The sequence below is a fragment of the Caldimonas brevitalea genome, from assembly GCF_001017435.1.
In the GTDB taxonomy this organism is placed as follows: domain Bacteria; phylum Pseudomonadota; class Gammaproteobacteria; order Burkholderiales; family Burkholderiaceae_C; genus Caldimonas; species Caldimonas brevitalea.
In genome coordinates this window covers 6,447,946-6,470,099 of sequence record NZ_CP011371.1, presented here as the reverse complement: position 1 = coordinate 6,470,099, position 22,154 = coordinate 6,447,946, and the positions used below count along the sequence as shown (strand labels likewise).

Below are 22,154 nucleotides of genomic sequence, written 5' to 3'. Positions count from 1 at the left end.
AGGGCTCAGCCGGTCAGCAGCTTCTGTTCGGCCAGGGCCAGCGGCTCGGGACGGCCCGACAGCACCAGCGTGTCGCCCGGTGCCATCACCAGCTCGTCGTGGGGTCTCACCACACCGCCATGGGCGCGCCGCACCGACACCACCGACACGCCGATGGCGTGCAGCGCGGCATGCAGCAGAGGCTGGCCGCACAGCGCGGAGCCGGCCGGCAGGGTGATCGACTGCAGTCGGGCTTGCTCTCGCTCGTCGACGGTGTCGTCGTCGGCCCCGTGGAAGTAGCCGCGCAGCAGGCTGTAGCGGGCGTCGCGCTGCTCCTGCACCAGGCGGATCACGCGCCGCATCGGCACCCCCACCAGCGCGAGAGCCTGCGACGCCAGCATCAGGGAACCCTCGATCGCTTCCGGCACCACTTCGGCGGCACCGGCGGCACGCAGTTTCTCGAGGTCGGCGTCGTCGATGGTGCGCACCACCACCGGCACCTTGGGCGCGTGCTCGTGGACGAGTTGCAGGATCTTGAGGGCCGAGGCGGTGTCGGGGTAGCTCACCACCACCGCGCTGGCACGGGCCAGGCCGGCCGCCATCAGGCTCTGCAGCCGGGCTGCATCACCGAACACCACACTCTGGCCGGCCGCGGCCGCTTGCCTCACCCGGTCGGGGTCGAGGTCGAGCGCCATGTAGGGGATCTGCTCGACCTCCAGCATGCGCGCCAGGTTCTGGCCGCTGCGGCCATAGCCGCAGATGATCACATGGCGGTCGGTGTTGATCGCGCGCTTGGCGATGCTGGTCATCTCGACCGACTGCATCAGCCAGTCGTTCGCGGACAACCGCATCACGATGCGGTTGCTGTACTGCACGATGAACGGCGTCGCGAGCATCGACAACACCATCGAAGCCAGCACCGCACTGCGCAGGTCGGGCGTCACCAGGCGATGTTCGGCCGCCAGGTTGAGCAGCACCAGCCCGAATTCGCCGGCCTGCGCCAGGTAGAGCCCGGTGCGCAGCGCGACGCCGGTGGTCGAGCCGAAGGACTTGGCCAGCACCGCGACGAGCACGAACTTGAACGCCACCGGCGCGACCGTCAGCAGCAACACCAGCGGCCATTGCTCGAGCACCAGCCGCCAGTCGAGCATCATGCCGATGGTGATGAAGAACAGCCCCAGCAGCACGTCGTGGAAGGGGCGGATGTCGGTCTCGACCTGGTGCTTGTATTCGGTTTCGGCGATCAGCATGCCGGCCACAAAGGCGCCCAGCGCCAGCGACAGGCCGGCATGCTCGGTCAGCCAGGCAAGCCCGAGGGTGACCAGCAGCAGGTTCAGGATGAACAGTTCTTCGCTCTTGCGGCGTGCCACCAGGGTCAGCCACCAGCGCATCACCCGCTGCCCGCCGACCAGCAGCACGGTGAGCAGCAAGGCGGCCTTCAGCGTGGCCCAGGCGAGCGCCTGGGCCAGCTCCTCGGCCGACGACCCGAGGGCGGGGATGAGCACCAGCAGCGGCACCACGGCCAGATCCTGGAACAGCAGCACGCCCATCACGCGGCGGCCGTGTTCGCTTTCGAGTTCGAGGCGCTCGGCCATCAGCTTGACGACGATGGCGGTGGAGGACATCGCGAGTGCGCCGCCCAGCGCCACGGCGGTCTGCCATGGCAAGTTCCATTGCCGCCCCAGCATCGTGAAGATCCAGGCCAGGGCGGCATTGCCGAGCACGGTCACCAGCATGGTGGTCAGGACCTCGCTGAACCCGAGGCCGAACACCATGCGCCGCATGCTTTTGAGCTTGGGCAGGTTGAATTCGAGGCCGATCACGAACATCAGGAACACGACGCCGAATTCGGCGAGGTAGCCGAACTCGGCACTGTCGCGCGCCAGCGCCAGCGCGTTGGGGCCGATCAGGACGCCGACGGCGAGATAACCGAGCATCGGCGGCAGGCGGAAGGTGCGGCAGACCGTGACGCCGATCACGGCGGCCAGCAAATACAGCAGGACGAGTTCGAGGGTCGAGGCCATCGAGAGGCGAGGATTGCAAGGGCTGTGCCGAGCAGTGCGAGACGCGCTCGGCAGGGGGTTGCGGCCGAAGCCTAGAATCCGTGCATCGTAATCGACCCCCGCGCCCTGTGTCTGAACGTACGCTGTCCCAGAAGCCGCCGATCGCCTTCGACCCCGAGCGGGCTGTGGCGCTCGCGCGCGAAACGCTCGAGATCGAGGCGACCGCGCTGCTTGAACTGAAGTCACGCCAGGGCCCGAGCTTCGCCGACGCGGTGCAGTTGCTGCTGCGCTGCGAGGGCCGGGTGGTGGTGATGGGCATGGGCAAGAGCGGCCATGTCGGACGCAAGATCGCCGCCACGCTCGCCTCCACCGGCACGCCGGCGATGTTCGTGCACCCGGCCGAAGCCAGCCACGGTGATCTGGGCATGATCACCGCACAAGACTTGGTGCTGGCGATCTCGAATTCCGGCGAGAGCGACGAGCTGACCGCCATCCTGCCGGTGCTCAAGCGCTTGTTCATCCCCTTGCTGGCGCTGACCGGCCGCCCCGAATCCACGCTGGGGCGCCATGCCGACGTCGCGCTCGACACCTCGGTCGCCAAGGAAGCCTGTCCGCTCAACCTGGCGCCCACCGCCAGCACCACGGCGCAGCTGGCCATGGGCGACGCGCTGGCCGTCGCGCTGCTCGACGCGCGCGGCTTCAAGGCAGAAGACTTCGCCCGCTCGCACCCCGGCGGCGCACTGGGCCGCAAGCTGTTGACGCATGTGCGCGACGTGATGCGCGGCGGCGCGGCCGTGCCCCGGGTGGCGCCGGACACACCGTTCACCGAGATGATGCGCGAGATGTCGGCCAAGGGGCTCGGCTCGACCGCGGTGGTCGACGACCAGGGCAAGGTGCTGGGCATCTTCACCGACGGCGACTTGCGCCGCCAGATCGAGAAGGGCCGTGACCTGCGCGGCCTGACCGCCGCCGACGTGATGACCCTCCGGCCGCGCCAGGTGCGCGATGACGCGCTGGCGGTCGAGGCGGCGGACCTGATGGAAGAGGCTCGCATCACCTCCGTGCTGGTGGTCGATGCCGCCGGGCAGTTGGTGGGGGCGCTGAACTTCAACGATCTGATGCGCGCAAAGGTGATCTGAGGCCATGCGAGAGATCCGGCCCCATCTGAGTTTTCCGCCCGAATTGCTGCTGCTCGCCCAAGATGTGCGGGCGGCGGTGTTCGACGTCGACGGTGTGCTGACCGATGGCCGCATCTACATCGCCGACAGCGGCGAGGTCTTCAAGGCCTTCAACACGCTCGACGGCCATGGGCTGAAGCTGCTGGTGCGGGCCGGCATCACGCCGGTGGTGATCACCGGGCGCGACTCGCCGGCGGTGCGCCGTCGGGTGGCGGACCTCGGGTTGCAGCATGCTCACTACGGTGTGCACGACAAGCTGGCGGCCGGCCGCGCGGTGCTCACGCAGCTGCAGCTCGGCTGGGAGCACCTGGCGGTGATCGGCGACGACTGGCCGGACCTGCCGCTGATGGTCCGTGCCGCGTTTGCCTGTGCCCCGGCAGGTGCTCATGCGGAGGCGCGGGCAGCGGCGCACCATGTGACCGAGGCGGGTGGCGGCTACGGTGCGGCACGGGAGTTCTGCGACCTGCTGCTGTGCGCCCAGGGGCGTTACGCCAGCCTTCTGCACAGCCATCTCGAGACCCTGGACGACGGACAGACAGGATGAGGCAGCGGCAGGGGGGCAGGGTGGCTGCGGCACCGGCCGGGGCGCCGTCGAACCAGGGGCTGCAATCGTGGCGCCGGTGGATCGACGACGTCTCGGGGTATCTGCCGCTGCTGCTGCTCGCGCTGCTCGCCGCCGGCACTTATTGGCTGGTGCAGCACACGCCGGTACCCGACGGCCCGCAGGGCGAAGCTGCACCGCGGCACGAGCCCGACTACGTGATGACCAAGTTCTCGCTGCAGCATTTCACCGGCGCAGGGCGGCCCAGCACCTGGGTCGAAGGCCTGGAGCTGCGGCACTTCCCGGACACCGACACGCTGGAGATCGACAAGGTGAAGCTGCGCTCGGTGGACGAGCAGGGCCGGATCACACGCGGCACGGCCAACCGGGCCTTGTCGAACGGAGACGGCAGCGAGATCCAGCTGCTGGGCGCGGCCCACGTGGTGCGCGAGGCGGGCAGCGGCCCCAAGACGTCGCAGAACCAGCGCCTGGAGTTCAGCGGCGAGTATCTGCAGGTGTTCACCGAAACCGAGCGCGTGGTCTCGCACTTGCCCGTCACGCTGCGTCAGGGCGACGTGGAAGTGCAAGGCGCTTCGCTGTATTACGACAACCAGGAGCGGGTGCTGGAGCTGAAAGGCCAGGTGCGCGGCAGCATGCCAGCCCGTCCGACCTCACCGTCTGCTGCCTCATGAGTTTGCCTCTCGTCTACATCACCGGCGCCTCGAGCGGCATCGGCCAAGCACTCGCGGCGCGCTACTACCGGGCGGGCTACCGGCTGGCCCTGGTGGCCCGGCGGGCCGCCGAGATCGAGTCGTGGTGCAAGGCGCAGGGGTTCGAGGCGCAGCGCTTCGGCGTGTATGCAGCGGACGTGCGCAACATCGAGAGCATCACCGCGGCCGGCCGTGCCTGTATCGAGCGCCAGGGCGTGCCCGACGTGGTGATCGCCAACGCCGGCATCAGCGTCGGGGTGGACACCGCGCAGTACGACGATCTCGAGGTGATCCGCGCGACCTACGAGACCAACAACCTCGGCATGGCCGCGACCTTTCATCCGTTTGTCGCACCGATGTGCCAACGCCGCTCGGGTGCGCTGGTCGGCATCGCCAGCGTGGCCGCCATCCGCGGCCTGCCCGGTCACGGCGCCTACTGCGCCAGCAAGGCGGCGGTGGTCAACTACTGCGAAAGCCTGCGAGGCGAGTTGCGCCCGTCCGGCGTCAAGGTGGTCACCATCGCACCGGGGTACATCGACACGCCGCTCACTCGCGAGAATCCGTATTCGATGCCCTTCTTGCTGAGCGCCGACGCGTTTGCCGAGCGCGCCTTCCGCGCCATCGACGCGGGCGCGAGCTACCGTGTCATTCCGTGGCAGATGGCCATCGTCACGAAGTTGCTGCGGGTGCTGCCCAACGCGGTGTTCGACCGCCTGCTGGCGGGCCGGGCGCGCAAGAAGCGCCGGGGCGAATAGGCGGCGGCGCGGCAGGCTCAGGACACAAACCCTTGAACCTGTTGCGACGCACACCGATGGCTCTCGAGCAGAATGAGTGCATGCCGCCGCCACGAGGGTATGCCATGCCGAGCCTATCCCACCATTTGCTGACCTGTGCCTGCAACAACCGCTGGGCCAACCACCGCCTGCTGCAGGCCTGTGCCAAGTTGGGGCCGCACGGTTTCGCGGCCCGCCGCACCAGCTTCTTCCCGTCAGTGAAGGCGACGCTCAACCATATCCTGACGGTGGACTGGTATTACATAGACGCCATCGAGCGCAGCTTGCGCGGCCAGCCGCCCAACGACGCATGGCGAGCCTACTTCGATCCGGCCGAGCCGTACGAGACCTGTACCGAGTTGGCGGCCGCGCAGCAGGCCTGCGACGAGCGGCTGATCAACGTGTGCCGCAGGCTCACGGACGAGGTGCTCGCCCTCCAGGTGCCCGTGCCGCGCGAGGAAGGCTTGAAGCCCGAGCGTCTCGACCGCCTGCTGGCCCATTTGCTGCAACACCAGATCCACCATCGTGGCCAGGTGCACGCGATGCTGGCCGGCACCGACATCCCCCCGCCGCAGCTGGACGAGTTCTTTTGTGCCAGCGATGCGGCACTGCGGGCAGGTGACTTCGAGGAACTGGGGTTCCGCGAGTCGGTGTTGTGGGAGACGCCGGCGCCTCCCTCGCGCCGCTTCGACGCCAGGCCCTGACACCGCCGGCAAGGAGGTGCCTGTGGGAGGAGCGCGCGCGCCGTTGTCCCGTACGGCGGCAATGGCGGCCTTCCCTCGAGCTCAAGGGGATTAGGTGCGGGGCGCCGAAGACGGGTGCCCGGTGCCACTATGCTTGCCGCTCATCGTGACGACGCAGGAGCGGCCATCCATGAACCTGAGCACCAGGACCGAAACCGATTCGATGGGCGCCATCGAGGTGCTGTCCGACCGCTATTGGGGTGCGCAAACGCAGCGGTCGGTTCATCATTTTCCGATCGGCGTGGCGCGCTTCAAATGGCAGCGCCCCATCATCCGTGCGTTGGGCTTGCTGAAGAAAGCGGCGGCGCTTGCGAACGCCGAGCTGGGCGAGTTGCCGCAAGACGTGGCCCAGTTGATCTCGCGGGCCGCCGACGAGGTCATCGACGGCCGTCTCGACGATCACTTCCCCTTGGTGGTGTTCCAGACCGGTTCGGGCACGCAGTCCAACATGAATGCCAATGAGGTGATCGCCAACCGCGCGATCGAACTCGCCGGTGGCGTGCTGGGCAGCAAGAAGCCGGTGCATCCGAACGACCATGTCAACCGGGGCCAATCGTCCAACGACACCTTCCCGACCGCCATGCACGTGGCGGTGGTCGAGCAGCTGCACTTGCGCCTGTTCCCCGCGGTGAGTGCCTTGCGCAACACCCTCGCCGCGAAGGCGCAGCAGTACCGCCACCTGGTGAAGACGGGCCGCACCCACTTGCAGGATGCGACGCCCATCACCTTGGGGCAGGAAATCGGTGCCTGGGTGGCGCAACTCGACTTCGGCCTCGGCGCCGTCCGCGGCGTGTTGCCCGGCCTGCAGGAGCTGGCCATCGGGGGCACCGCGGTGGGCACCGGGCTGAACGCGCATCCCCTGTTCGGCGACCGGGTCGCCGAACGGCTCGCCGAACTGACGGGCCGGCCGTTCCAGTCGGCGCCCGACAAGTTTTTTGCGCTCTCGGCCCACGATGCGCTGGTGCAAACCTCGGCGGCCCTGCGCACCTTGTCAGGGGGGCTGATGAAACTGGCCAATGACATACGCTGGCTGGCCAGCGGACCGCGCTGTGGTATCGGCGAATTGCGCATTCCCGAGAATGAGCCGGGCTCGTCGATCATGCCGGGTAAGGTGAACCCGACCCAGTGCGAGGCGATGACGATGGTATGTGTGCAGGTGTTTGGCAATGACGCCGCGGTCGCGTTTGCAGGCACCCAAGGTAATTTTCAGCTGAATGTCTACAAGCCGGTGATGGTGCACAACGTGCTGGAAAGCATCGACCTGATCGCCGATGCCTGTCATGCATTCGACCATTACTGCGCCCAGGGACTCGAGCCGAACGAGGCGGTGATCGACGAGCACTTGGAACGCAACCTGATGCTCGTGACAGCCTTGAACCGGCATATCGGCTACGACCTGGCAGCGCAGATCGCCAAGCGGGCGCACCACGAAGGGTTGACCTTGCGAGAAGCGGCGCTGGCCACCGGCCAGCTCAGCGCGGAGGACTACGACCGCTGGATCAATCCGCTCGAGATGACGCGGCCGGGTTGAAGCGAGGCTGTCCGGCGCCGGGCAGCGTAGGCCCGGGCGGCCCAGCGGCGATGGTTGCGCGGCCATGAAAAAAGCGGCGGGGCTCGCGCCGCGCCGCTTTTGATTCAGTCAGGTGCCGGTTGGCACCGGCTGCCTCAGTCGTGGGTTCAGTAGCCGCCGCGGCCGCCACCGAAGCCGCCGCGACCACCGCCGCCGCCGCCACCACCAAAGCCGCCACGGCCACCGCCGCCGCCGCCACCACCGAAGCCACCTTCACGACGGCCACCGCCGCCACCACCACCACCAAAACCGCCGCCGCCGCCACGCGGGCCGCCGAAGCCACCCGGGCGCTCTTCACGGGGACGAGCTTCGTTGACGACGATGGCGCGGCCCGACAGGGCTTGGCCGTTCATGCCGTTGATGGCGGACTGGGCTTCCGCGTCGGAACCCATTTCGACAAAACCGAAGCCCTTGGAGCGGCCGGTGTCACGGTCCATCATGACCTTGGCGGAAGTGACGGCACCATATTGCGAGAAGGCTTCGTTCAGATCTTCGTCGCGCACCGAATAGGCCAGATTGCCTACATAAAGCTTGTTGCCCATGAGAGAGCTCCTTTCAATACACAGTCACACAGTTGGAGCTTCTACCCATCATGAACCACTCAGATCCAGGCGCCGCATCCAGAACAGGGAACCCATTATGTGGGAGGAGGGGGGGGATGTGCGCATGATGTGTGAAAAAGTGTTGTTTCAGCGCGCTTTTCCCGCGGCAAAATCTCCCTTTCTGTGTCGACCCCCTCCGGGTCCCCGCGGTTGGTGATTGAAACACCACTCGGTATGATCGCCCCGCCCCGGCCAGGCGCCCTGGTCGCCGGGCGCCCACAGCAGCGCCCTTCCGCGAACCAGATGTTGGCGCGCACGGCTCGGTGCTCATTGGATAACCTCCGTGCTACGCACTGCGGTGCGAGCCCTTTCGGGCGGCCGGCGGTGATCTCTTGCGACATCGCGTTGATGTTCAGTGCGGATCAGGAGGACGCTAGATGAGTTTGACTTGCCCGAAATGCGGAACCGACAACCGGGACAAAGCACGGTTTTGCCGCGGCTGCGGCGCGTCGCTGGCCGGTGTGGTCGCCAGTTCGGGCGAGCCGCCAGCGATGGAGCCGGCGCCTGCGCCGACCGGGCCGAGCCTCAAGCCGTGCCCCACCTGCGGCACCCCCAACGAGGCCTCGGCGACACAGTGCCGCGTGTGCGGCGTCAGTCTCACCAGCGCGGCCCTCGCTCCGGAACCGCCCGCGTCGCTCGACGAGTTGCTGGGCCTTGGGGACGCTGCACCCGAGCCGGATGCGTCACAGACCGTTGCCGCACCGGCACCGCTGGTCGAACCGCCGGCAGGGCCGGCCCCGGCCGCGACGCCGTCCCCCATCCCGACCTCGGTGCCGAAGGCCGAGCTGCCTCCCGCGCCCGAAACCGTCATGCCCCCGCCCGCGGTGCTCCCGCCTGCGCCCGCTCCTGCCATGTCCCCGGCTTCGGAACGCGAGGCGCCCGGAATGCCCGCATCCTCACCTGCGCCGCAAGCACCTCTTGATGTCTGGCCGGAGGCCGTCGACACGCGACCGCTCGCCGAACCGGCGGCGGCTCCGGCCCCCGCGGTGCCCGCCAGAGATCCGGGTGGCCGTAAGAAGTCGACAGCGCTGGTGTACCTCGCGTCTGCCGTGGTGCTGGTCGGCGCCGCGGTGTGGCTATTGGTCAAAACGCCTGAAACGCCGCCCGACGCTGTGTCCGCGGTAGCGCCGCCACCGGTGATCACTTCGCCGCCGGCACAAGCGCCGGCACCGACACCGGCTCCCGAACCGATCCCAGCACCGCCGGCCGAGCTGGCCTCGGCCCCCGCCTCGGCGCCCGACGCGATGCCGTCGGGCCAGGCCGCTGTCGAACCTGCTGCCCCGCCGGTCGAGCCTGCGCCGGCGCCCCCGGTGGCGGGTGCCGTACCGCTCCCCCCGCCCGCCACGCCGGCACCGCCCGCGGCGCCGGTGGCCGCGGCGTCTGAACCTGCGGCGCCGCCCGCACCCTTGTCGTCTGCCAAGGAAGATGCGAAAAAGGCGCAAGCCGAAGCGCGCGCCAAAGCGCGTGCCGAAGCCCGGGCCAAAGCCAAGGCTGAGGCCGAGGCGAAGGCGCGGGCCAGGGCGGAGACGCCGCAGGGCACGGCGGCCAGGCCCTCGGAGACACAGCGCGCGGCGGCGCCGGCACCGCAGCCGGTCGAACCTGCCGCACAGGATGTCTGTGCTGGCCGTGTGTTCATTTCCTTGTACAGCTGTTTGAGGGTCGAATGCCAGAAGCCGGGCCCGGCCCGGCATCCCAAGTGCGTGGAGTACCTCGATCAGGAGCGTCGACGTCAGGAGCAGAGCCAGTTCCGTTGACACGCCGGCGCGCCCCTTGCTGCATGCGTCGGACGCGCCGCGCGACTTGACCCATCCACCATGTCCATCAGCCAGAACCTCCGGTTTGCAGACGCTCTTCTGAGCAGTCTCGAGGCCGTGCGCAACGGCCGCGCCCTTGTGCTGCTGCTCGGCACGTTCTCGGTGTCCGGCTTGCTGCTCGCGATGACCGGGCAGGCGTTCAACCAGGGCAAAACGGTCGCTGGCTCGGTCTATGGCCTGTTGGCCCTGGTCGCGGCGTTCTACGGATGCAACGCGGCCGGCATCGTGCTGATGGACGACGTCAAGCAAGCCAAACCTCGCCGCTCGGTGGCCGATGCGCTGTCCGTGGCGCTGCGCACCGCCCATCGTCTGCTGGGGGTGTTGGGGCTGATCGCGGTGACCTACGGCGCGGGTGCCCTGGTGCTGGCCGTGGTGCTGCTGATCTGCAAGATTCCGCTGTTCGGGCCGGTCGCCTTCACCTTCGTGATGCCGGTGGCCGTGGTCGTGTGCGGGCTGGCGCTGCTGGCGCTGCCGACCGTGATCATGCCGCTGGCGGCACCCGCGGTGTGGGACGGCGCGGACACCCTGCAATGTGGCACGCGCTTGTTCGCCATCGCGCGCGAACGGCTCATCGGTGTTGTCGTGATGATGCTGGTGGTCGGGCTGCTGGCCAGTCTGGTCGGCGCGATGGTGATGTTCGTCGTGATGACCGGTGGCCAGGCGGTGGCCCGGCTGGCCGTGGCGATCCTGGGCGGAGAGACCACGGTTCAGCAGCTCATGGCGGGCATGTTCGGCTTTGGTGTGCGTAGCATGGCCGGGGCCGGCGTCAACGTGGGGGCGAGCCCTTATGCGGTGGCCGCGCTCATCGGCGGTGGGGTGGTGTTCGCGGTCGGCCTGGTGTTGCCGGGGCTGGTCTACCTGCGGGGTGCGTGTGCGGTGTATCTCGCTCACGTCGATGTGGCACTGGCGCTCGAGCAGCCCGCGGCCTTCCGCAAGACCGACGCGCACGAGCCGCCGCCCGTGTCGCCGCCTCCCGCCACCGCGCGACGTCCGCTGCGCGGCATCCTGGCCCCGCCGCCGCCGCCAAGTGGGCTGGACACGACCATCACGATGGCTCGCGCGCCTTACGGCGGCGACCGCCATGGCACGCCGACCGGCGAGGTCGACCTGCTGCTCGACGATCTGCCGTCGCCTGCCTGCCCGGTGTGCGGCCACGCGATCGCACGCGACGACCGTTTTTGCGGGACATGCGGTGCGGTCTTGAGGCCGACGCTGTGAGGTCCGGGCACGGGCTCGGACGGCGCACCGCATGACCCTGCGCATCGCCAGCCTGGTCCCGTCGGTGACCGAATTGCTGGCAGACCTCGGGCTGGCACCGTGGCTGGTGGCACGCACCGGCTTCTGTGTGCACCCGCTTTCCTTGCTGACGCAGGTGCCCAAGGTCGGCGGCACCAAAGACGTTCAGGTCGACAAGTTGAGGCGGCTGGCGCCGACGCATGTGGTGGTCAACGTCGACGAGAACACCCGCGAGACGGTCGACGCCTTGCGCCAGTTCGTGCCACACGTGGTCGTCACCCATCCGTGCGGTCCGCAGGACAATTTCGCCCTGTACCGCCAGATGGCCGACGTCTTCGGAGCCGTCGATGGCGTGGCCGAGCGGGCGCACCGTGTCGCTCGCGACCTGGAGGCGGAGTTGCAGGCCACCGCTGCGGGACCGCGGCGCAGGGTGCTCTACTGCATTTGGCGGGACCCCTGGATGACGGTGGCGCGCGACACGTACATCTCGCGCATGCTGGCGCTGATCGGCTGGCTCACGGCGCCACACGTCGAGGGCGGGCTCTGTGGCGCCGCACGCTATCCCAGCTTCGAGTGGTCCGAGGGCTGGCTCGCAGAGGTGGACGAGGTGTTGCTGAGCAGCGAGCCCTACCGCTTCCAGGCCGCGCACGAGGACGAAGTGCGGCGCCTTCTGGCGCTGCACGGCCTGCGGGCCGGCGTGCGACGTGTCGACGGCGAACGGCTGAGCTGGTACGGCAGCCGCGCGGTGGCCGGTGTGCGCTACCTGCGCGAGCTAGCGCGTCGCGCCGACTGAGGCGGCGGCCTGGGCCGCGCCCCGGTGCCGCTCAAGTCCGCCGGCGCGTGGCCGATCTAGGCTAGGAATGCACCCTCCAAAGGACCATGAAACTCGACGCCCAGACATTGTTCCTCTCGATGTGGGCCAATGTGACGCTCACCAGCATCGCATTGCTGATCGGCGTCAACTGGCGCCAGGCGCGCAGCGGCATCCGCGCGTGGCATGCCGCGATGTGGCTGCAATCGCTGGGATGGGCCTTGTTGATGGGGGCGTACCGCATCTGGCCGATGCAACTCTCGACGGCCGGCGTCGGCGCGCTGCTGGCGAGCCACAGCTGCGCGTATCTGGCGGCGCAGGCCTATTTGCGGCAGCCGGCGCACAGATGGTGGGTGTATGGGTTGCCGGCCGCGGCCACCCTGCTGCATTGGATCAGCTTCCATCATTTCGCGGTCCGCATTGCCGTCGTCAATGCGGCGCTCGCGGCGCAGATGTCGTGGCTGGCGTGGCTGCTGCTGAGGCCCCGCGTGGGCCACGCGGGTTGGCGTTGGCGCTGGCTGGCGGGCACAGCGCTGCTCGCCTCGGCGCTCCTGGTGTTCGCCCGCACCGTGCTGGCGATGTGGGCGCCAAGTGAGTACCCCGCCTTCGACTCGCCCCATCCTCTGAATGTGCTGGGCCTGGTGGTGGCCAATGCGGGACTGATGATCGCCACGCTGGCCTTCCTGCTCGCGCACCGCGACGAAGCCGAGCAGGAGTTGGAGCGGCGCGCGAATATCGACGGCCTGACCGGAAGCCTCAACCGACGTGTGTTGCTCGAGCGCGGCGAGCAAGCCTGGTCACTGGCGCGTCGCCACGGGCAGCGGCTGGCGGTGTTGATGCTCGATATCGATCATTTCAAGCAGATCAACGATCAGCGGGGCCACCCGGTGGGCGATCATGCGCTGGTGTTGTTCGCCCAGGCCTTGCAGCGGGGCATGCGGCCGTCCGACCTGGCAGGGCGCTACGGCGGCGAGGAGTTCTGCGTGGTGCTGCCGCTCTCGGGCCTGGAGGCCGCGTGCGCGGTCGACGGGCGGTTGCGGGAGACGCTGGCGGCGGACGTGTCGCCGGCACTCGGTTTCACGCTCGACTTCAGTGCCGGCGCCGCCGAACTGCAGGCCGACGACACGTCGCTCGCGGAGGTGGTGGCGCGCGCCGACCGCGCGCTGTACCGGGCCAAGGAGGGCGGTCGCGGGCGGTTGGTGCTCGACGGTACGCCGGCCTGATCAGCCGGTTCCGCCACCGTCCCTGACACCCTTGCGGGGTTGGGGTGCAGGCCTACAATGGCCCGATGATCTCGCGCGAACCCACCCTCGAACGTCTGGCGATTGCAAAGTCGCTGCTCTTGGATCCGTTTGGCCTCGACGAGGCCAAACTCGCGCAGGCCCTGCGCGTCATCGGCGAGCACCGGATCGACGACGCCGATCTCTATTTCCAGTACACCCGCAGCGAAGGCTGGAGCCTGGAAGAGGGCATCGTCAAATCGGGCAGCTTCGGCATCGAGCAGGGCGTCGGCGTGCGCGCGGTGGCGGGCGAGAAGACCGCGTTCGCCTACTCCGACGACATCTCCCTCGAGGCCTTGCTCGATGCGGCGCGTACCGTGCGAACCATCGCCGCAGGTGGCCAGAGCCGACGTGTCAAGGTGGGCGGTGCGCCCCAGGTGGCCGGAAGCCGGGTGCTGTACGCGCCCATGGACCCGATCGCGACGCTCGACAGCACGCAGAAGGTCGCGCTGCTCGAACGTGTCGAGAAGATGGCGCGTTCGCGCGATCCGCGCGTCGTGCAGGTGATGGCCGGCCTGATGGGGGAATACGACGTCGTGATGGTGGCACGCGCCGACGGCACCATCGCTGCCGACGTCCGGCCCCTGGTGCGGCTGTCGGTGACCGTGATCGCCGAGCAGAACGGCCGTCGCGAAGTCGGCTCCGGCGGCGGCGGTGGCCGCTTCGGGCTGGGGTACTTCCATGATTCCGTGATCGAAGGTTATGTGAACGACGCCGTGAGCGCGGCGCTCACCAACCTCGAAAGCCGTCCCGCCCCCGCCGGCGAAATGACCGTGGTGCTGGGTCCCGGCTGGCCGGGCGTGCTGCTGCACGAGGCGGTGGGGCATGGGCTGGAGGGCGATTTCAACCGCAAGGGGTCGAGCGCTTTCTCGGGGCGCATCGGTGAACGGGTGGCGGCCAAGGGTGTGACCGTGCTCGACGACGGCACCTTGCCCGACCGGCGCGGTTCGTTGAACGTGGACGATGAAGGCAATGCGACGCAGCGCAACGTGCTGATCGAGGATGGCATCCTGCGCGGCTACATCCAGGACGCGATGAACGCGCGCCTGATGAAGGTGCGCCCGACCGGCAACGGTCGCCGCGAAAGCTATGCGCATGTCCCGATGCCGCGCATGACCAACACCTACATGCTGGCCGGCGACAAGACCCGTGACGAGATCGTCGCGAGCATCAAGAAGGGCTTGTACGCCACCAACTTCGGCGGCGGCCAGGTCGACATCACCAGTGGCAAGTTCGTGTTTTCGGCAAGCGAGGCTTATTGGGTCGAGAACGGGCGCGTCCAGTACCCGATCAAGGGTGCGACCATCATCGGCAACGGCCCCGACGCGCTGACCCGCGTCAGCATGATTGGCAACGATCTGCAGCTGGACACCGGTGTGGGCACTTGCGGCAAGGAAGGCCAGAGCGTACCGGTGGGCGTCGGCCAACCAACGCTGCGCATCGACGGCCTGACCGTCGGCGGGACGGCCTGAGAGGCTGCGCCGGAGCGGCCTGAAGCCGGCCCGGCGCGGTGCCCTGACCGGCGCGGTGCCCTGACCGGCGCGGTGGTCCCGCCGGTGGCGCCAGACCGTGCGCCGATGGTCCGCCGCCTGCCGACTGAGAGCTTTCTCACGGCAGGGTCGACTGGGTGGCGCGGGCGCTTGCGGCGCCCTACGTGACCGGATACGCTGACGCGAGCACGGCATCGGGTCGTGCTGGTTTTCGATGTCTGACGACCATCCGCTGCCGCCGCCTCCTCCTCGTGCCCCGCCCGACCCGTTGGTCATTGAGCGGGCGGAGCGCATCAACGCCGACCTGATGAAGTTCGTGCGCCAGGTGCGCACGGCCACTGGGCCAGTGCGTGCGAAGCTGCAGCAGGACATGCGCGAGCGGTTGGAAGCCGAGCGCGCGGCAATGCTCGGCGGGCAGCATGTCCTCCCCGAGACCTTGCGGCACTACGCCGTCACCTTCACCGAGGTGCAATGGCTGCTGGACGCCTGGATCGAGGCGACGCAGCGGAACACCGGCGACGACCAGGAACTGCGGCACGACTTCATCGACGTGGCCACCCGCATGCTGGGCGAGCTGGAGGTATTGCGGCAGCCCGACCCTGTGCTCGATCCCCCGGGCCGCAAGCCCGGGTGGTGGGCCGCCATCACGCGCGGGCTGCGCCCCGAGCCGGGTGGGCCGCCGCCGGAGCCCGACATCCTGGTGTGAGTGGGGGTCGGGCACGCCACGCGATGCGGCGACCGTCGCACGACAGCACTTGACCGCCAGGCAATGCTGCGTGCTACATTACCGCCCATGTCTCGCGCCTACGCTTTCTTTTTCTTTTGGTTCTCGCACCGCACCGGCGGAGGAGAGGCGAGCGCGTAGGCAAAACGAGCGAACCGAATCCGAGAAACCGCCGGGGTCCCCCCGGCGGTTTTTTTTTGGCCGGCACCCCTCCAGCACTGCAACCCGAAACGAAGGAGAACCCGTCTCATGAACGCCAAGTCCACCAGCGCTGTCGAGGGGTGGTATGCGCCAGTCGACAAGACCTCGCAGACCGACGACGAAAGGATCACGGACGTGACGCCGCTGCCACCGCCCGAGCATCTGATCCGGTTCTTCCCGATCCGCGGCACGCCGGTCGAGGCGCTTGTGGGGGAGACCCGCCAGCGCATCCGCAAGATCATGGCGCAGAAGGACGACCGCCTGCTCGTCATCATCGGCCCTTGTTCGATCCATGACCCCGCCGCTGCCGTCGACTACGCACGCCAGTTGCTGGCTCAGCGCGAGAAGTACGCCGACACGCTGGAGATCGTGATGCGGGTCTATTTCGAGAAGCCGCGCACCACCGTCGGCTGGAAGGGGTTGATCAACGATCCCTATCTCGACGAGAGCTTCCGCATCGACGAGGGCTTGCGCATCGCCCGCCAACTGCTCATCGACATCAACCGTATCGGCGTGCCAGCCGGCAGCGAGTTCCTCGACGTCATCTCGCCGCAGTACATCGGCGACCTGATTGCCTGGGGCGCCATCGGCGCCCGCACCACCGAGAGCCAGGTGCACCGCGAGCTGGCCTCGGGCCTCTCGGCGCCGATCGGCTTCAAGAACGGCACCGACGGCAACATCAAGATCGCGACCGACGCCATCCAGGCGGCGGGTCGGCCCCATCATTTCCTGTCCGTGCACAAGAACGGGCAGGTCGCGATTGTCGAGACCAAGGGCAACAAAGACTGCCACGTGATCCTGCGCGGCGGCAAGGCGCCCAACTATGACGCCGCCAGCGTCGAGGCAGCCTGCCGCGACCTGGAAGCCTCCAAGCTGCCCTGCAACTTGATGGTCGATTGTTCGCACGCCAATTCCAGCAAGCAGCACGAGCGGCAAGTTGCCGTGGCGCGAGACATCGCCGACCAGGTGGCGGCGGGCTCGCGGCGCATCTTCGGCGTCATGGTGGAAAGCCATCTCAAGGGCGGCGCACAGAAGTTCACGCCCGGCAAGGACGACGCGCGGCAGCTGGAATACGGCAAGAGCATCACTGACGCCTGTATCGGCTGGGACGACTCGCTCGAGGTGCTCGAGGTGTTGTCGGACGCGGTGCGACGCCGTCGCGCCCGCTGAGCCGGTGCTGCCGGAGCGGCCGCAGCGGCCGGCGGGCCGTATGCGGGGCCTTGTAAGCGCAGTAAGGAGCGGCAAGAAGGCTGGCGCGGGGGGCGCTGTCGTAGTGGAATTCGCACATCAGTACCGGATTGGTGCGATGAGCACTGACCGGGAAGAGGGGCCTTGAGCCGCCTGCCGGGTGCCGGTGTTGCCGGCGACCGGGTGGGATGCTCATCGTCTGCGGCGCTATTTGCCGCGTTGCTGTTTTTCCGTTGAATTGTTCGATTTCCCTCAGCAGAGCCCACGTCGAGTGGGATACGCCCGCCCTGGTTCTCTCGAACCTCGGCGGGTTTTTTTTGGCCTGCATTGCGGCGCATCTCCGGGCGACGACGGTACGCCGTGTGCCCCCTTTCAACGGAGCGAGGGCTCACCTACAGGATTTCCCTGAGGGGTGGCTGTAACGCGGGTAAGGCGGCGAAAAACTGCTGGCATCTCCCGGATCGCGCCGTTTCAATGGTTCGCCTGTCTCATGCTGGAGAACACCGATGTCCTGTCGGTCCAAACGAACCTTCGACCGAGGCCTGGTCGTGCAAGTGCGCCGTGTGCTGCTGGTGACTCTCGGTACTTTGGCGCTGGGGGTGCAAGCCCAGTCCGGCGCGGCGGTCCCCGGAGGCTCGGCGCAGGGCGAGGTGCGCAATGGAGAGCAGGCGCCCAAGAAGACGTCCATCCAGGCCTTGTTCGTGCGGGTGGATGAAAACGGCGATGGCAAGCTCAGCCGTGACGAGGCCGTCCGGTTGCCCGCCATTTCGGCTCGCTTCGACGAATTCGACGTCGACGCGGACGGCGCGCTCAGCTTGCCGGAGTTCCAGGCCGGGGCGGTCGCACCGGTGCGTTGAAGGGCTGCTGTGGCGAGCTTGTGCGTTGCGCGTATCGGGCAGCTCCGGTAAGTCATCGGGAGCGCGTCCTTGACCCTCAGCAACACCCCACAGGGCCTTAGCGGGGGGGTATGAGGGATCGGTTCGCGATCGAGTCGCAGGCGTCTCAGCAGCTCCCCGGCCCGCATCCCAGGAAGCACCCCGGCACCCGCCGGCGCGCCACGTCGCCGCCTCAAGCGCCTCCGGTTGGTCGGGCGGGTTGGCACAACGCGGTGACCGGGCGCCCTGACTTCGCGGCGGGGCCGTCGTTCGGGCGGTAGGGATGGCGCAACGGCCTGCGCGCGTCCACGGGCTACCGGACGCCGGCGGTGGAGACACGTCGTGCACTCGCCCTATTGCGGCTCGGCTCCATCGGCTGCGGCGTCGCGTCGCAGCCGCTCACTGTTCCAATAGACATCGTCGCCGCTGCGTCCGTCCAGATTGGCGCGGTTCAGCACGCGCGCGAGCACGAACAACAGGTCGGACAGGCGGTTCAGGTAGTGGCGCGGCGTGTCGCGCACCGGCTCGGCCGCGCCCAACGCCACCACGGCACGTTCTGCGCGGCGCGCGACGGTGCGGGCCACATGGGCGAGCGCGGCGGCGCGGTTGCCTGCGGGCAGGATGAATTCCTTGAGGCGGGGCAACGAGGTGTTGTAGTGCGCCAGCGCCTCGTCGAGGTGGGCCACCGCGGCGGTGGCCAACAACTCGTGCCCCGGCATCGACAGCTCACCGCCCAGGTTGAACAACTCGTGTTGCACGACCACCAACAGCTCGCGCACGTCGGACGGCAGCGCTTCGGCCAGCAGCACGCCGAGTTGCGAATTGAGTTCGTCCACGTCGCCGAGGGCATGCACCCGAAGGTGGTCTTTGCGCACACGGCTGCCGTCACCGAGTCCGGTGCTGCCGTCATCGCCCGTGCGCGTGGCAATCTGCGTCAAGCGGTTTCCCATCCGGTGATGCTAGTCGATCGCTTCCTCAAAGTCTGGTTGTCTCTGTCGGGCGCGTGTGCGTCTGTCGCGAGGGCTTGGCGATGGCACCCAGCCGGCCCTCTGCATGCCGGGCGGATTGCCGTCAGGGCCTGCGGGTGGACGCAGGGTCAGGCGGGGGTGACGAGCTGGTAGCGGTAGAGGTGGCGGTCGCTGACCTGCGCATCGTAGAGGCCGGGCCAGCGCTGCAGGCTGGAGATCAACCAGGGTCGGTGGAGCCGGTGCTGCGCAGCATGGAGCAACACGTCGGCGAGCGACGTGCCCCCCGCCAGCGAGCGACCGGTGGCGACGGCCAAACTGCCGATGACGGCACCCACATAGAAGGCGGCAGAAAAACCGCCGAGCACGGACAGCACCTCCAGTTTGGACCCGGCCCCGGAGATCTCGCGCAGCGTGACGGCCGTACCGAATCGGTCGACCTGCGCCAGCAGCGTGCTGGTGTTGTTCACCGCCTGTTGTACCTGGCCGAACAGCGACTCGGGCGCCGGCAGCCCGAGGCTGTCCATGTTCTGTTTGAAGTAGGCGTAGAAATCAGACATGGCGATCCTTCGATGGCAGATGAAGCCGCCGCGGGCGGCGGTTGGGGGGTCCAGCGGGACGACGCCACCGATACGAAACCGCCGGGCGACGGCCGGTGCAAATGCGGCGGGCACAGCCGCGGCGGGCACAGCCCTCCAATGCATGGCCTCTGAGACTGGAGGAACATGTAGGCGCCGATGCCGCGGGTGTCAGGCGTCGCGTGCGAGGTGGGCCGGTCGCGAGCAGAAACACTGCTCGCGGTGCACGGACGACCCACAGCGCCGCCCTCAGACCCGGGCGACATCACTCGGGCGGTCTCGCGTTTCGCGGCGTCGCCCGCTGCTGCTGCGGTCAGGGGTCGGCCGACCCGGGGAGCGTTGGCGCCGCGGTGATCTGGCAGGTGCGGCAATAGAGGTAATGCTCGCGCCCGTTGACGAAGCTCAGCGTGCCGCCCATGTCTTGCTGCATGCGCCACTGGGCTGTGCGGCCGTCGGCGAAGCGGACCATGCCGGCGACCGAGCAGGGTGCCGACGGGCGCGGCCCTCGGTGGTCGCGGCTCGAGAGCTCGCGCGCTGTCTGCAGGTAGTGCCGCACGTCCTCGACCGAGGGGCGGAAGCGACGGCAGTCCTCCGTTGCGGCCGGCCTCGCGTCGGCCCCACCGCGCTCGGCGCGGAGGCTGATCGACACGATCGGGGCGAGCCGCAGGGGGAAGGTCAGCGGTTCGCTGGCCTCGACCTCCAGCTGCGGCAGTGCGCAAGCGAGCGCTGCTTGTGCCCACAGCAGTGGCCCCAGCGCGATGGCGGCGCACCCCAGTCGCGGCCGGTGATGCGCCCTTCGGCCGGTCCAGCGGCGGTGTTCCCGGCCAGCAGTGCCCGCGAGAGGATGGCTCCGAGGACAACCACCGGTGTGCAAGCTGCGGTGATCGGCGCGGTGATCGGCATCGACCGGCTGTGCGGGCGTCGGGCCGGCGCGGCCGCTCTCGCTGCCGGGTGTCGGCGTGTTGGTCGCACGGCGGCGATGGCGGCAGGGCCGCACGGGCGTGGCCGGCCTTGGCGTCAGCACTCGGGTGAGCACCGGGATCTTTGGCCGCGCTGACGAGTGGGGGCGTGAGAACGACCGCGGGTGGGATGGGTCCGATGTAAGGTCGGACGGATGGTGTGACGCGTGGTGCAAGCGATGTCGGTATGGCGGGTGGCATCCTCGCCAAAGCTCGACGCCGCCACTTCGATGACCCGGCGGCCAATGTTGCGGGACAGTGCCCATGGGTCCTCCCTCTGCGCCCTTCGGGGCGCGCCCTAGTTGCTTGTAGTAGCACCTATTGTGGGCAGTTCTGCCCTCTGACCGGTGGATCCGCGTGGCGACGAGATGTCAGGGCTTGTGTCGCTTCGTGGCTTTCACATAGAACCTGCTGGGATCAACAGGGGTGCCTCGGCGGTGCCTAGAATGAACCGTGTGCCCGCCGGAGAAGTCCATGGATGTGATGCCCGCCGTTCCCGCTGCCGAGGTCGCTGCCGACCTGCAGCCACGCCCGATCCCTGGGGCGATGTTGGAGGCCTTGGCGGCTCGCTTCGGTCCCCGTTGCACGACCTCCCGGGCGGTGCGTGAAGCGCACGGCCGCGACGAATCACCTTTCGATGTGGCGCCGCCCGATGCGGTGCTGTATGCCGAGAGTTCCGAGGACGTGGCCGACGCGGTGCGGCTCGCGCAGCAGTACCGGGTGCCGGTGATACCGTATGGTGTCGGGTCCTCGCTTGAAGGGCACTTGCTTGCGGTGCAGGGCGGCTTGTCGATCGACTTGAGCCGCATGAACCAGGTGCTGGCCGTCGACGCGCAAGACCTCACCGTCACGGTGCAGGCCGGCGTCACGCGCAAGCAACTCAATGACGAGATCCGACACACCGGGCTGTTCTTTCCGATCGACCCGGGCGCCGACGCGTCGATCGGCGGCATGTGCGCGACGCGCGCCAGCGGGACCAACGCCGTCCGCTACGGCACCATGCGCGAGAACGTGCTGGGCTTGAAGGTGGTGACGGCGGACGCCGACAGCGTCACCACCGGCACGCGGGCGCGCAAGTCGAGTGCAGGGTATGACCTGACACGCTTGTTCGTCGGCAGCGAAGGCACGCTGGGTGTGATGACGGAGATCACCTTGCGGCTCTATCCCTTGCCCGAGGCGGTATCGGCCGCGGTCTGCAGCTTCGGCAGCCTCGATGCGGCGGTGGCCACCACGATCAGCATCATCCAGTCGGGTGTGCCGATCGCGCGCTGCGAATTGTTGGATGTGAACGCCGTGCGCGCGGTGAACCGGCACGACCGTCTGAGCCTGCGGGAAGTGCCGATGCTGCTGATGGAGTTTCACGGCACGCCGGCCAGCGTGCAGGAGCAGGCGCAAGCGGTGCAGCAGCTGGCGCATGAGCAGGGCGGCGAAGACTTCGAATGGGCGACCACACCCGAGGCGCGCACGCGGCTGTGGACCGCGCGCCACCATGCGTACTTCGCGGCGCTGCAGATGCGCCCCGGCTGCCGCGCAGTGACGACCGACACCTGTGTGCCGATCTCACGCTTGTCCGAGTGTTTGATCGAGACCGTGGCCGAAGCCGAGGTGTCGGGCTTGCCGTATTTCGTGGTGGGCCATGTCGGCGACGGCAACTTTCATGTCGGCTACCTGTTGGACCCGGCGCGCCCCGAAGAGCGCGACCTCGCCGAGCGGCTCAACCGCCAGGGGGTGGCCAGGGCGCTGCGGCTGGGCGGGACCTGCAGCGGCGAGCACGGCATCGGGCTGCACAAGATGGACTTCCTGATCGAGGAAGCCGGGGTGGGGGCGGTGGCCTTGATGCGGTCGATCAAGCACGCCCTCGACCCCTACAACATCATGAACCCCGGCAAGGTGTTCGCCTGGTAGGCAGGCGACGACGATGGCGGCGGGACGCA

Annotated in this window: 20 protein-coding genes and 1 pseudogene; 16 read left to right on the top strand and 5 right to left on the bottom strand. The window is 68.4% G+C overall.

Annotation, left to right across the window (positions count from 1 at the left end; translation table 11 throughout):
- Positions 1-5: 5 nt before the first annotated feature.
- Positions 6-2,003 (bottom strand): monovalent cation:proton antiporter family protein, encoded by a 1,998-nt coding sequence (locus AAW51_RS27645; RefSeq protein WP_047197189.1) that lies wholly within the window; start codon positions 2,001-2,003, stop codon positions 6-8.
- A gap of 122 nt (positions 2,004-2,125) precedes the next feature.
- On the opposite strand from AAW51_RS27645, the gene AAW51_RS27640 reads away from it, so the two are divergent.
- From AAW51_RS27640 to fumC, 6 genes are all read left to right on the top strand, one after another.
- Positions 2,126-3,121 carry a KpsF/GutQ family sugar-phosphate isomerase gene (locus AAW51_RS27640; RefSeq protein ID WP_047198402.1) on the top strand — a complete coding sequence of 332 codons (996 nt, stop codon included), beginning with the start codon at positions 2,126-2,128 and terminating at the stop codon, positions 3,119-3,121.
- A gap of 4 nt (positions 3,122-3,125) precedes the next feature.
- The gene (locus tag AAW51_RS27635; protein ID WP_047197188.1) at positions 3,126-3,704 is read left to right on the top strand and encodes a KdsC family phosphatase; all 579 of its coding nucleotides are present in this window, start codon (positions 3,126-3,128) and stop codon (positions 3,702-3,704) included.
- Positions 3,705-3,724: 20 nt separating this feature from the next.
- Positions 3,725-4,393 (top strand): LPS export ABC transporter periplasmic protein LptC, encoded by a 669-nt coding sequence (gene lptC / locus AAW51_RS27630; RefSeq protein WP_238947710.1) that lies wholly within the window; start codon positions 3,725-3,727, stop codon positions 4,391-4,393.
- Complete coding sequence (locus AAW51_RS27625) at positions 4,390-5,166, top strand: SDR family oxidoreductase (protein WP_047197187.1); 777 nt, start codon at positions 4,390-4,392, stop codon at positions 5,164-5,166. The genes lptC and AAW51_RS27625 overlap by 4 nt, the downstream gene beginning before the upstream one ends.
- A gap of 104 nt (positions 5,167-5,270) precedes the next feature.
- On the top strand, positions 5,271-5,888 hold the full coding sequence (locus AAW51_RS27620; protein WP_047197186.1) for a DinB family protein: 618 nt from the start codon (positions 5,271-5,273) through the stop codon (positions 5,886-5,888).
- 169 nt (positions 5,889-6,057) lie between these two features.
- Positions 6,058-7,458, top strand: coding sequence for a class II fumarate hydratase (fumC, locus tag AAW51_RS27615; RefSeq protein WP_047197185.1), 1,401 nt, complete (start codon positions 6,058-6,060; stop codon positions 7,456-7,458).
- A 146-nt stretch (positions 7,459-7,604) separates the two neighbouring features.
- On the opposite strand, the gene AAW51_RS27610 is transcribed toward fumC, so the two are convergent.
- The gene (locus AAW51_RS27610; protein WP_047197184.1) at positions 7,605-8,039 is read right to left on the bottom strand and encodes an RNA recognition motif domain-containing protein; all 435 of its coding nucleotides are present in this window, start codon (positions 8,037-8,039) and stop codon (positions 7,605-7,607) included.
- Positions 8,040-8,476: 437 nt separating this feature from the next.
- Here AAW51_RS27610 and AAW51_RS31475 point away from each other — a divergent pair.
- From AAW51_RS31475 to AAW51_RS27565, 9 genes and pseudogenes are all read left to right on the top strand, one after another.
- A pseudogene (locus tag AAW51_RS31475) lies at positions 8,477-8,629 on the top strand (zinc-ribbon domain-containing protein); the annotation flags it as partial.
- A gap of 501 nt (positions 8,630-9,130) precedes the next feature.
- A complete protein-coding gene (locus tag AAW51_RS31065) occupies positions 9,131-9,853 on the top strand; it encodes a hypothetical protein (RefSeq protein WP_053013966.1) in 723 nt (240 codons plus the stop codon).
- A gap of 60 nt (positions 9,854-9,913) precedes the next feature.
- Positions 9,914-11,131 (top strand): zinc ribbon domain-containing protein, encoded by a 1,218-nt coding sequence (locus AAW51_RS27595; RefSeq protein WP_047197182.1) that lies wholly within the window; start codon positions 9,914-9,916, stop codon positions 11,129-11,131.
- A 31-nt stretch (positions 11,132-11,162) separates the two neighbouring features.
- Entirely contained in the window at positions 11,163-11,942 is a 780-nt protein-coding gene (locus AAW51_RS27590; RefSeq protein WP_047197181.1) for a helical backbone metal receptor, read from the top strand.
- An 86-nt stretch (positions 11,943-12,028) separates the two neighbouring features.
- A complete protein-coding gene (locus AAW51_RS27585) occupies positions 12,029-13,183 on the top strand; it encodes a GGDEF domain-containing protein (protein WP_053013965.1) in 1,155 nt (384 codons plus the stop codon).
- A gap of 65 nt (positions 13,184-13,248) precedes the next feature.
- A complete protein-coding gene (gene tldD, locus AAW51_RS27580) occupies positions 13,249-14,712 on the top strand; it encodes a metalloprotease TldD (protein ID WP_047198398.1) in 1,464 nt (487 codons plus the stop codon).
- A 232-nt stretch (positions 14,713-14,944) separates the two neighbouring features.
- The gene (locus AAW51_RS27575; protein ID WP_047197180.1) at positions 14,945-15,436 is read left to right on the top strand and encodes a hypothetical protein; all 492 of its coding nucleotides are present in this window, start codon (positions 14,945-14,947) and stop codon (positions 15,434-15,436) included.
- Between the two features lie 267 nt (positions 15,437-15,703).
- Positions 15,704-16,825: a 3-deoxy-7-phosphoheptulonate synthase gene (locus AAW51_RS27570; protein WP_047197179.1), complete on the top strand. Its 1,122-nt coding sequence runs from the start codon at positions 15,704-15,706 to the stop codon at positions 16,823-16,825.
- 524 nt (positions 16,826-17,349) lie between these two features.
- On the top strand, positions 17,350-17,700 hold the full coding sequence (locus AAW51_RS27565; RefSeq protein WP_053013964.1) for an EF-hand domain-containing protein: 351 nt from the start codon (positions 17,350-17,352) through the stop codon (positions 17,698-17,700).
- Positions 17,701-18,071: 371 nt separating this feature from the next.
- Here AAW51_RS27565 and AAW51_RS27560 read toward each other — a convergent pair whose 3' ends face one another.
- The 3 genes from AAW51_RS27560 to AAW51_RS27550 all read right to left on the bottom strand — a co-directional run bounded on the left by AAW51_RS27560 (position 18,072) and on the right by AAW51_RS27550 (position 20,297).
- A complete protein-coding gene (locus AAW51_RS27560; protein ID WP_047197178.1) occupies positions 18,072-18,668 on the bottom strand; it encodes a cob(I)yrinic acid a,c-diamide adenosyltransferase in 597 nt (198 codons plus the stop codon).
- A 146-nt stretch (positions 18,669-18,814) separates the two neighbouring features.
- Entirely contained in the window at positions 18,815-19,243 is a 429-nt protein-coding gene (locus AAW51_RS27555; RefSeq protein WP_047197177.1) for a hypothetical protein, read from the bottom strand.
- Positions 19,244-19,574: 331 nt separating this feature from the next.
- Positions 19,575-20,297, bottom strand: a complete 723-nt coding sequence (locus tag AAW51_RS27550; RefSeq protein WP_157360091.1) for a hypothetical protein — start codon at positions 20,295-20,297, stop codon at positions 19,575-19,577.
- Positions 20,298-20,703: 406 nt separating this feature from the next.
- Here AAW51_RS27550 and AAW51_RS27545 point away from each other — a divergent pair, with 406 nt between their 5' ends.
- Positions 20,704-22,125: an FAD-binding oxidoreductase gene (locus AAW51_RS27545; RefSeq protein WP_047198396.1), complete on the top strand. Its 1,422-nt coding sequence runs from the start codon at positions 20,704-20,706 to the stop codon at positions 22,123-22,125.
- The last annotated feature ends 29 nt before the right edge of the window (positions 22,126-22,154 follow it).

Excerpts from the sequence above, each read along its gene's own strand:
- tldD (WP_047198398.1), top strand. The coding sequence starts at position 13,249 with ATGATCTCGCGCGAACCCACCCTCGAACGTCTGGCGATTGCAAAGTCG.
- AAW51_RS27545 (WP_047198396.1), top strand. The coding sequence starts at position 20,704 with ATGCCCGCCGTTCCCGCTGCCGAGGTCGCTGCCGACCTGCAGCCACGC.
- AAW51_RS27560 (WP_047197178.1), bottom strand. The coding sequence starts at position 18,668 with ATGGGAAACCGCTTGACGCAGATTGCCACGCGCACGGGCGATGACGGC.
- fumC (WP_047197185.1), top strand. The coding sequence starts at position 6,058 with ATGAACCTGAGCACCAGGACCGAAACCGATTCGATGGGCGCCATCGAG.
- AAW51_RS27555 (WP_047197177.1), bottom strand. The coding sequence starts at position 19,243 with ATGTCTGATTTCTACGCCTACTTCAAACAGAACATGGACAGCCTCGGG.
- AAW51_RS27585 (WP_053013965.1), top strand. The coding sequence starts at position 12,029 with ATGAAACTCGACGCCCAGACATTGTTCCTCTCGATGTGGGCCAATGTG.
- AAW51_RS27595 (WP_047197182.1), top strand. The coding sequence starts at position 9,914 with ATGTCCATCAGCCAGAACCTCCGGTTTGCAGACGCTCTTCTGAGCAGT.
- AAW51_RS27635 (WP_047197188.1), top strand. The coding sequence starts at position 3,126 with ATGCGAGAGATCCGGCCCCATCTGAGTTTTCCGCCCGAATTGCTGCTG.
- AAW51_RS27645 (WP_047197189.1), bottom strand. The coding sequence starts at position 2,003 with ATGGCCTCGACCCTCGAACTCGTCCTGCTGTATTTGCTGGCCGCCGTG.
- AAW51_RS27570 (WP_047197179.1), top strand. The coding sequence starts at position 15,704 with ATGAACGCCAAGTCCACCAGCGCTGTCGAGGGGTGGTATGCGCCAGTC.
- AAW51_RS27590 (WP_047197181.1), top strand. The coding sequence starts at position 11,163 with ATGACCCTGCGCATCGCCAGCCTGGTCCCGTCGGTGACCGAATTGCTG.
- AAW51_RS27625 (WP_047197187.1), top strand. The coding sequence starts at position 4,390 with ATGAGTTTGCCTCTCGTCTACATCACCGGCGCCTCGAGCGGCATCGGC.
- AAW51_RS27565 (WP_053013964.1), top strand. The coding sequence starts at position 17,350 with ATGTCCTGTCGGTCCAAACGAACCTTCGACCGAGGCCTGGTCGTGCAA.
- AAW51_RS27610 (WP_047197184.1), bottom strand. The coding sequence starts at position 8,039 with ATGGGCAACAAGCTTTATGTAGGCAATCTGGCCTATTCGGTGCGCGAC.
- AAW51_RS27575 (WP_047197180.1), top strand. The coding sequence starts at position 14,945 with ATGTCTGACGACCATCCGCTGCCGCCGCCTCCTCCTCGTGCCCCGCCC.
- AAW51_RS27620 (WP_047197186.1), top strand. The coding sequence starts at position 5,271 with ATGCCGAGCCTATCCCACCATTTGCTGACCTGTGCCTGCAACAACCGC.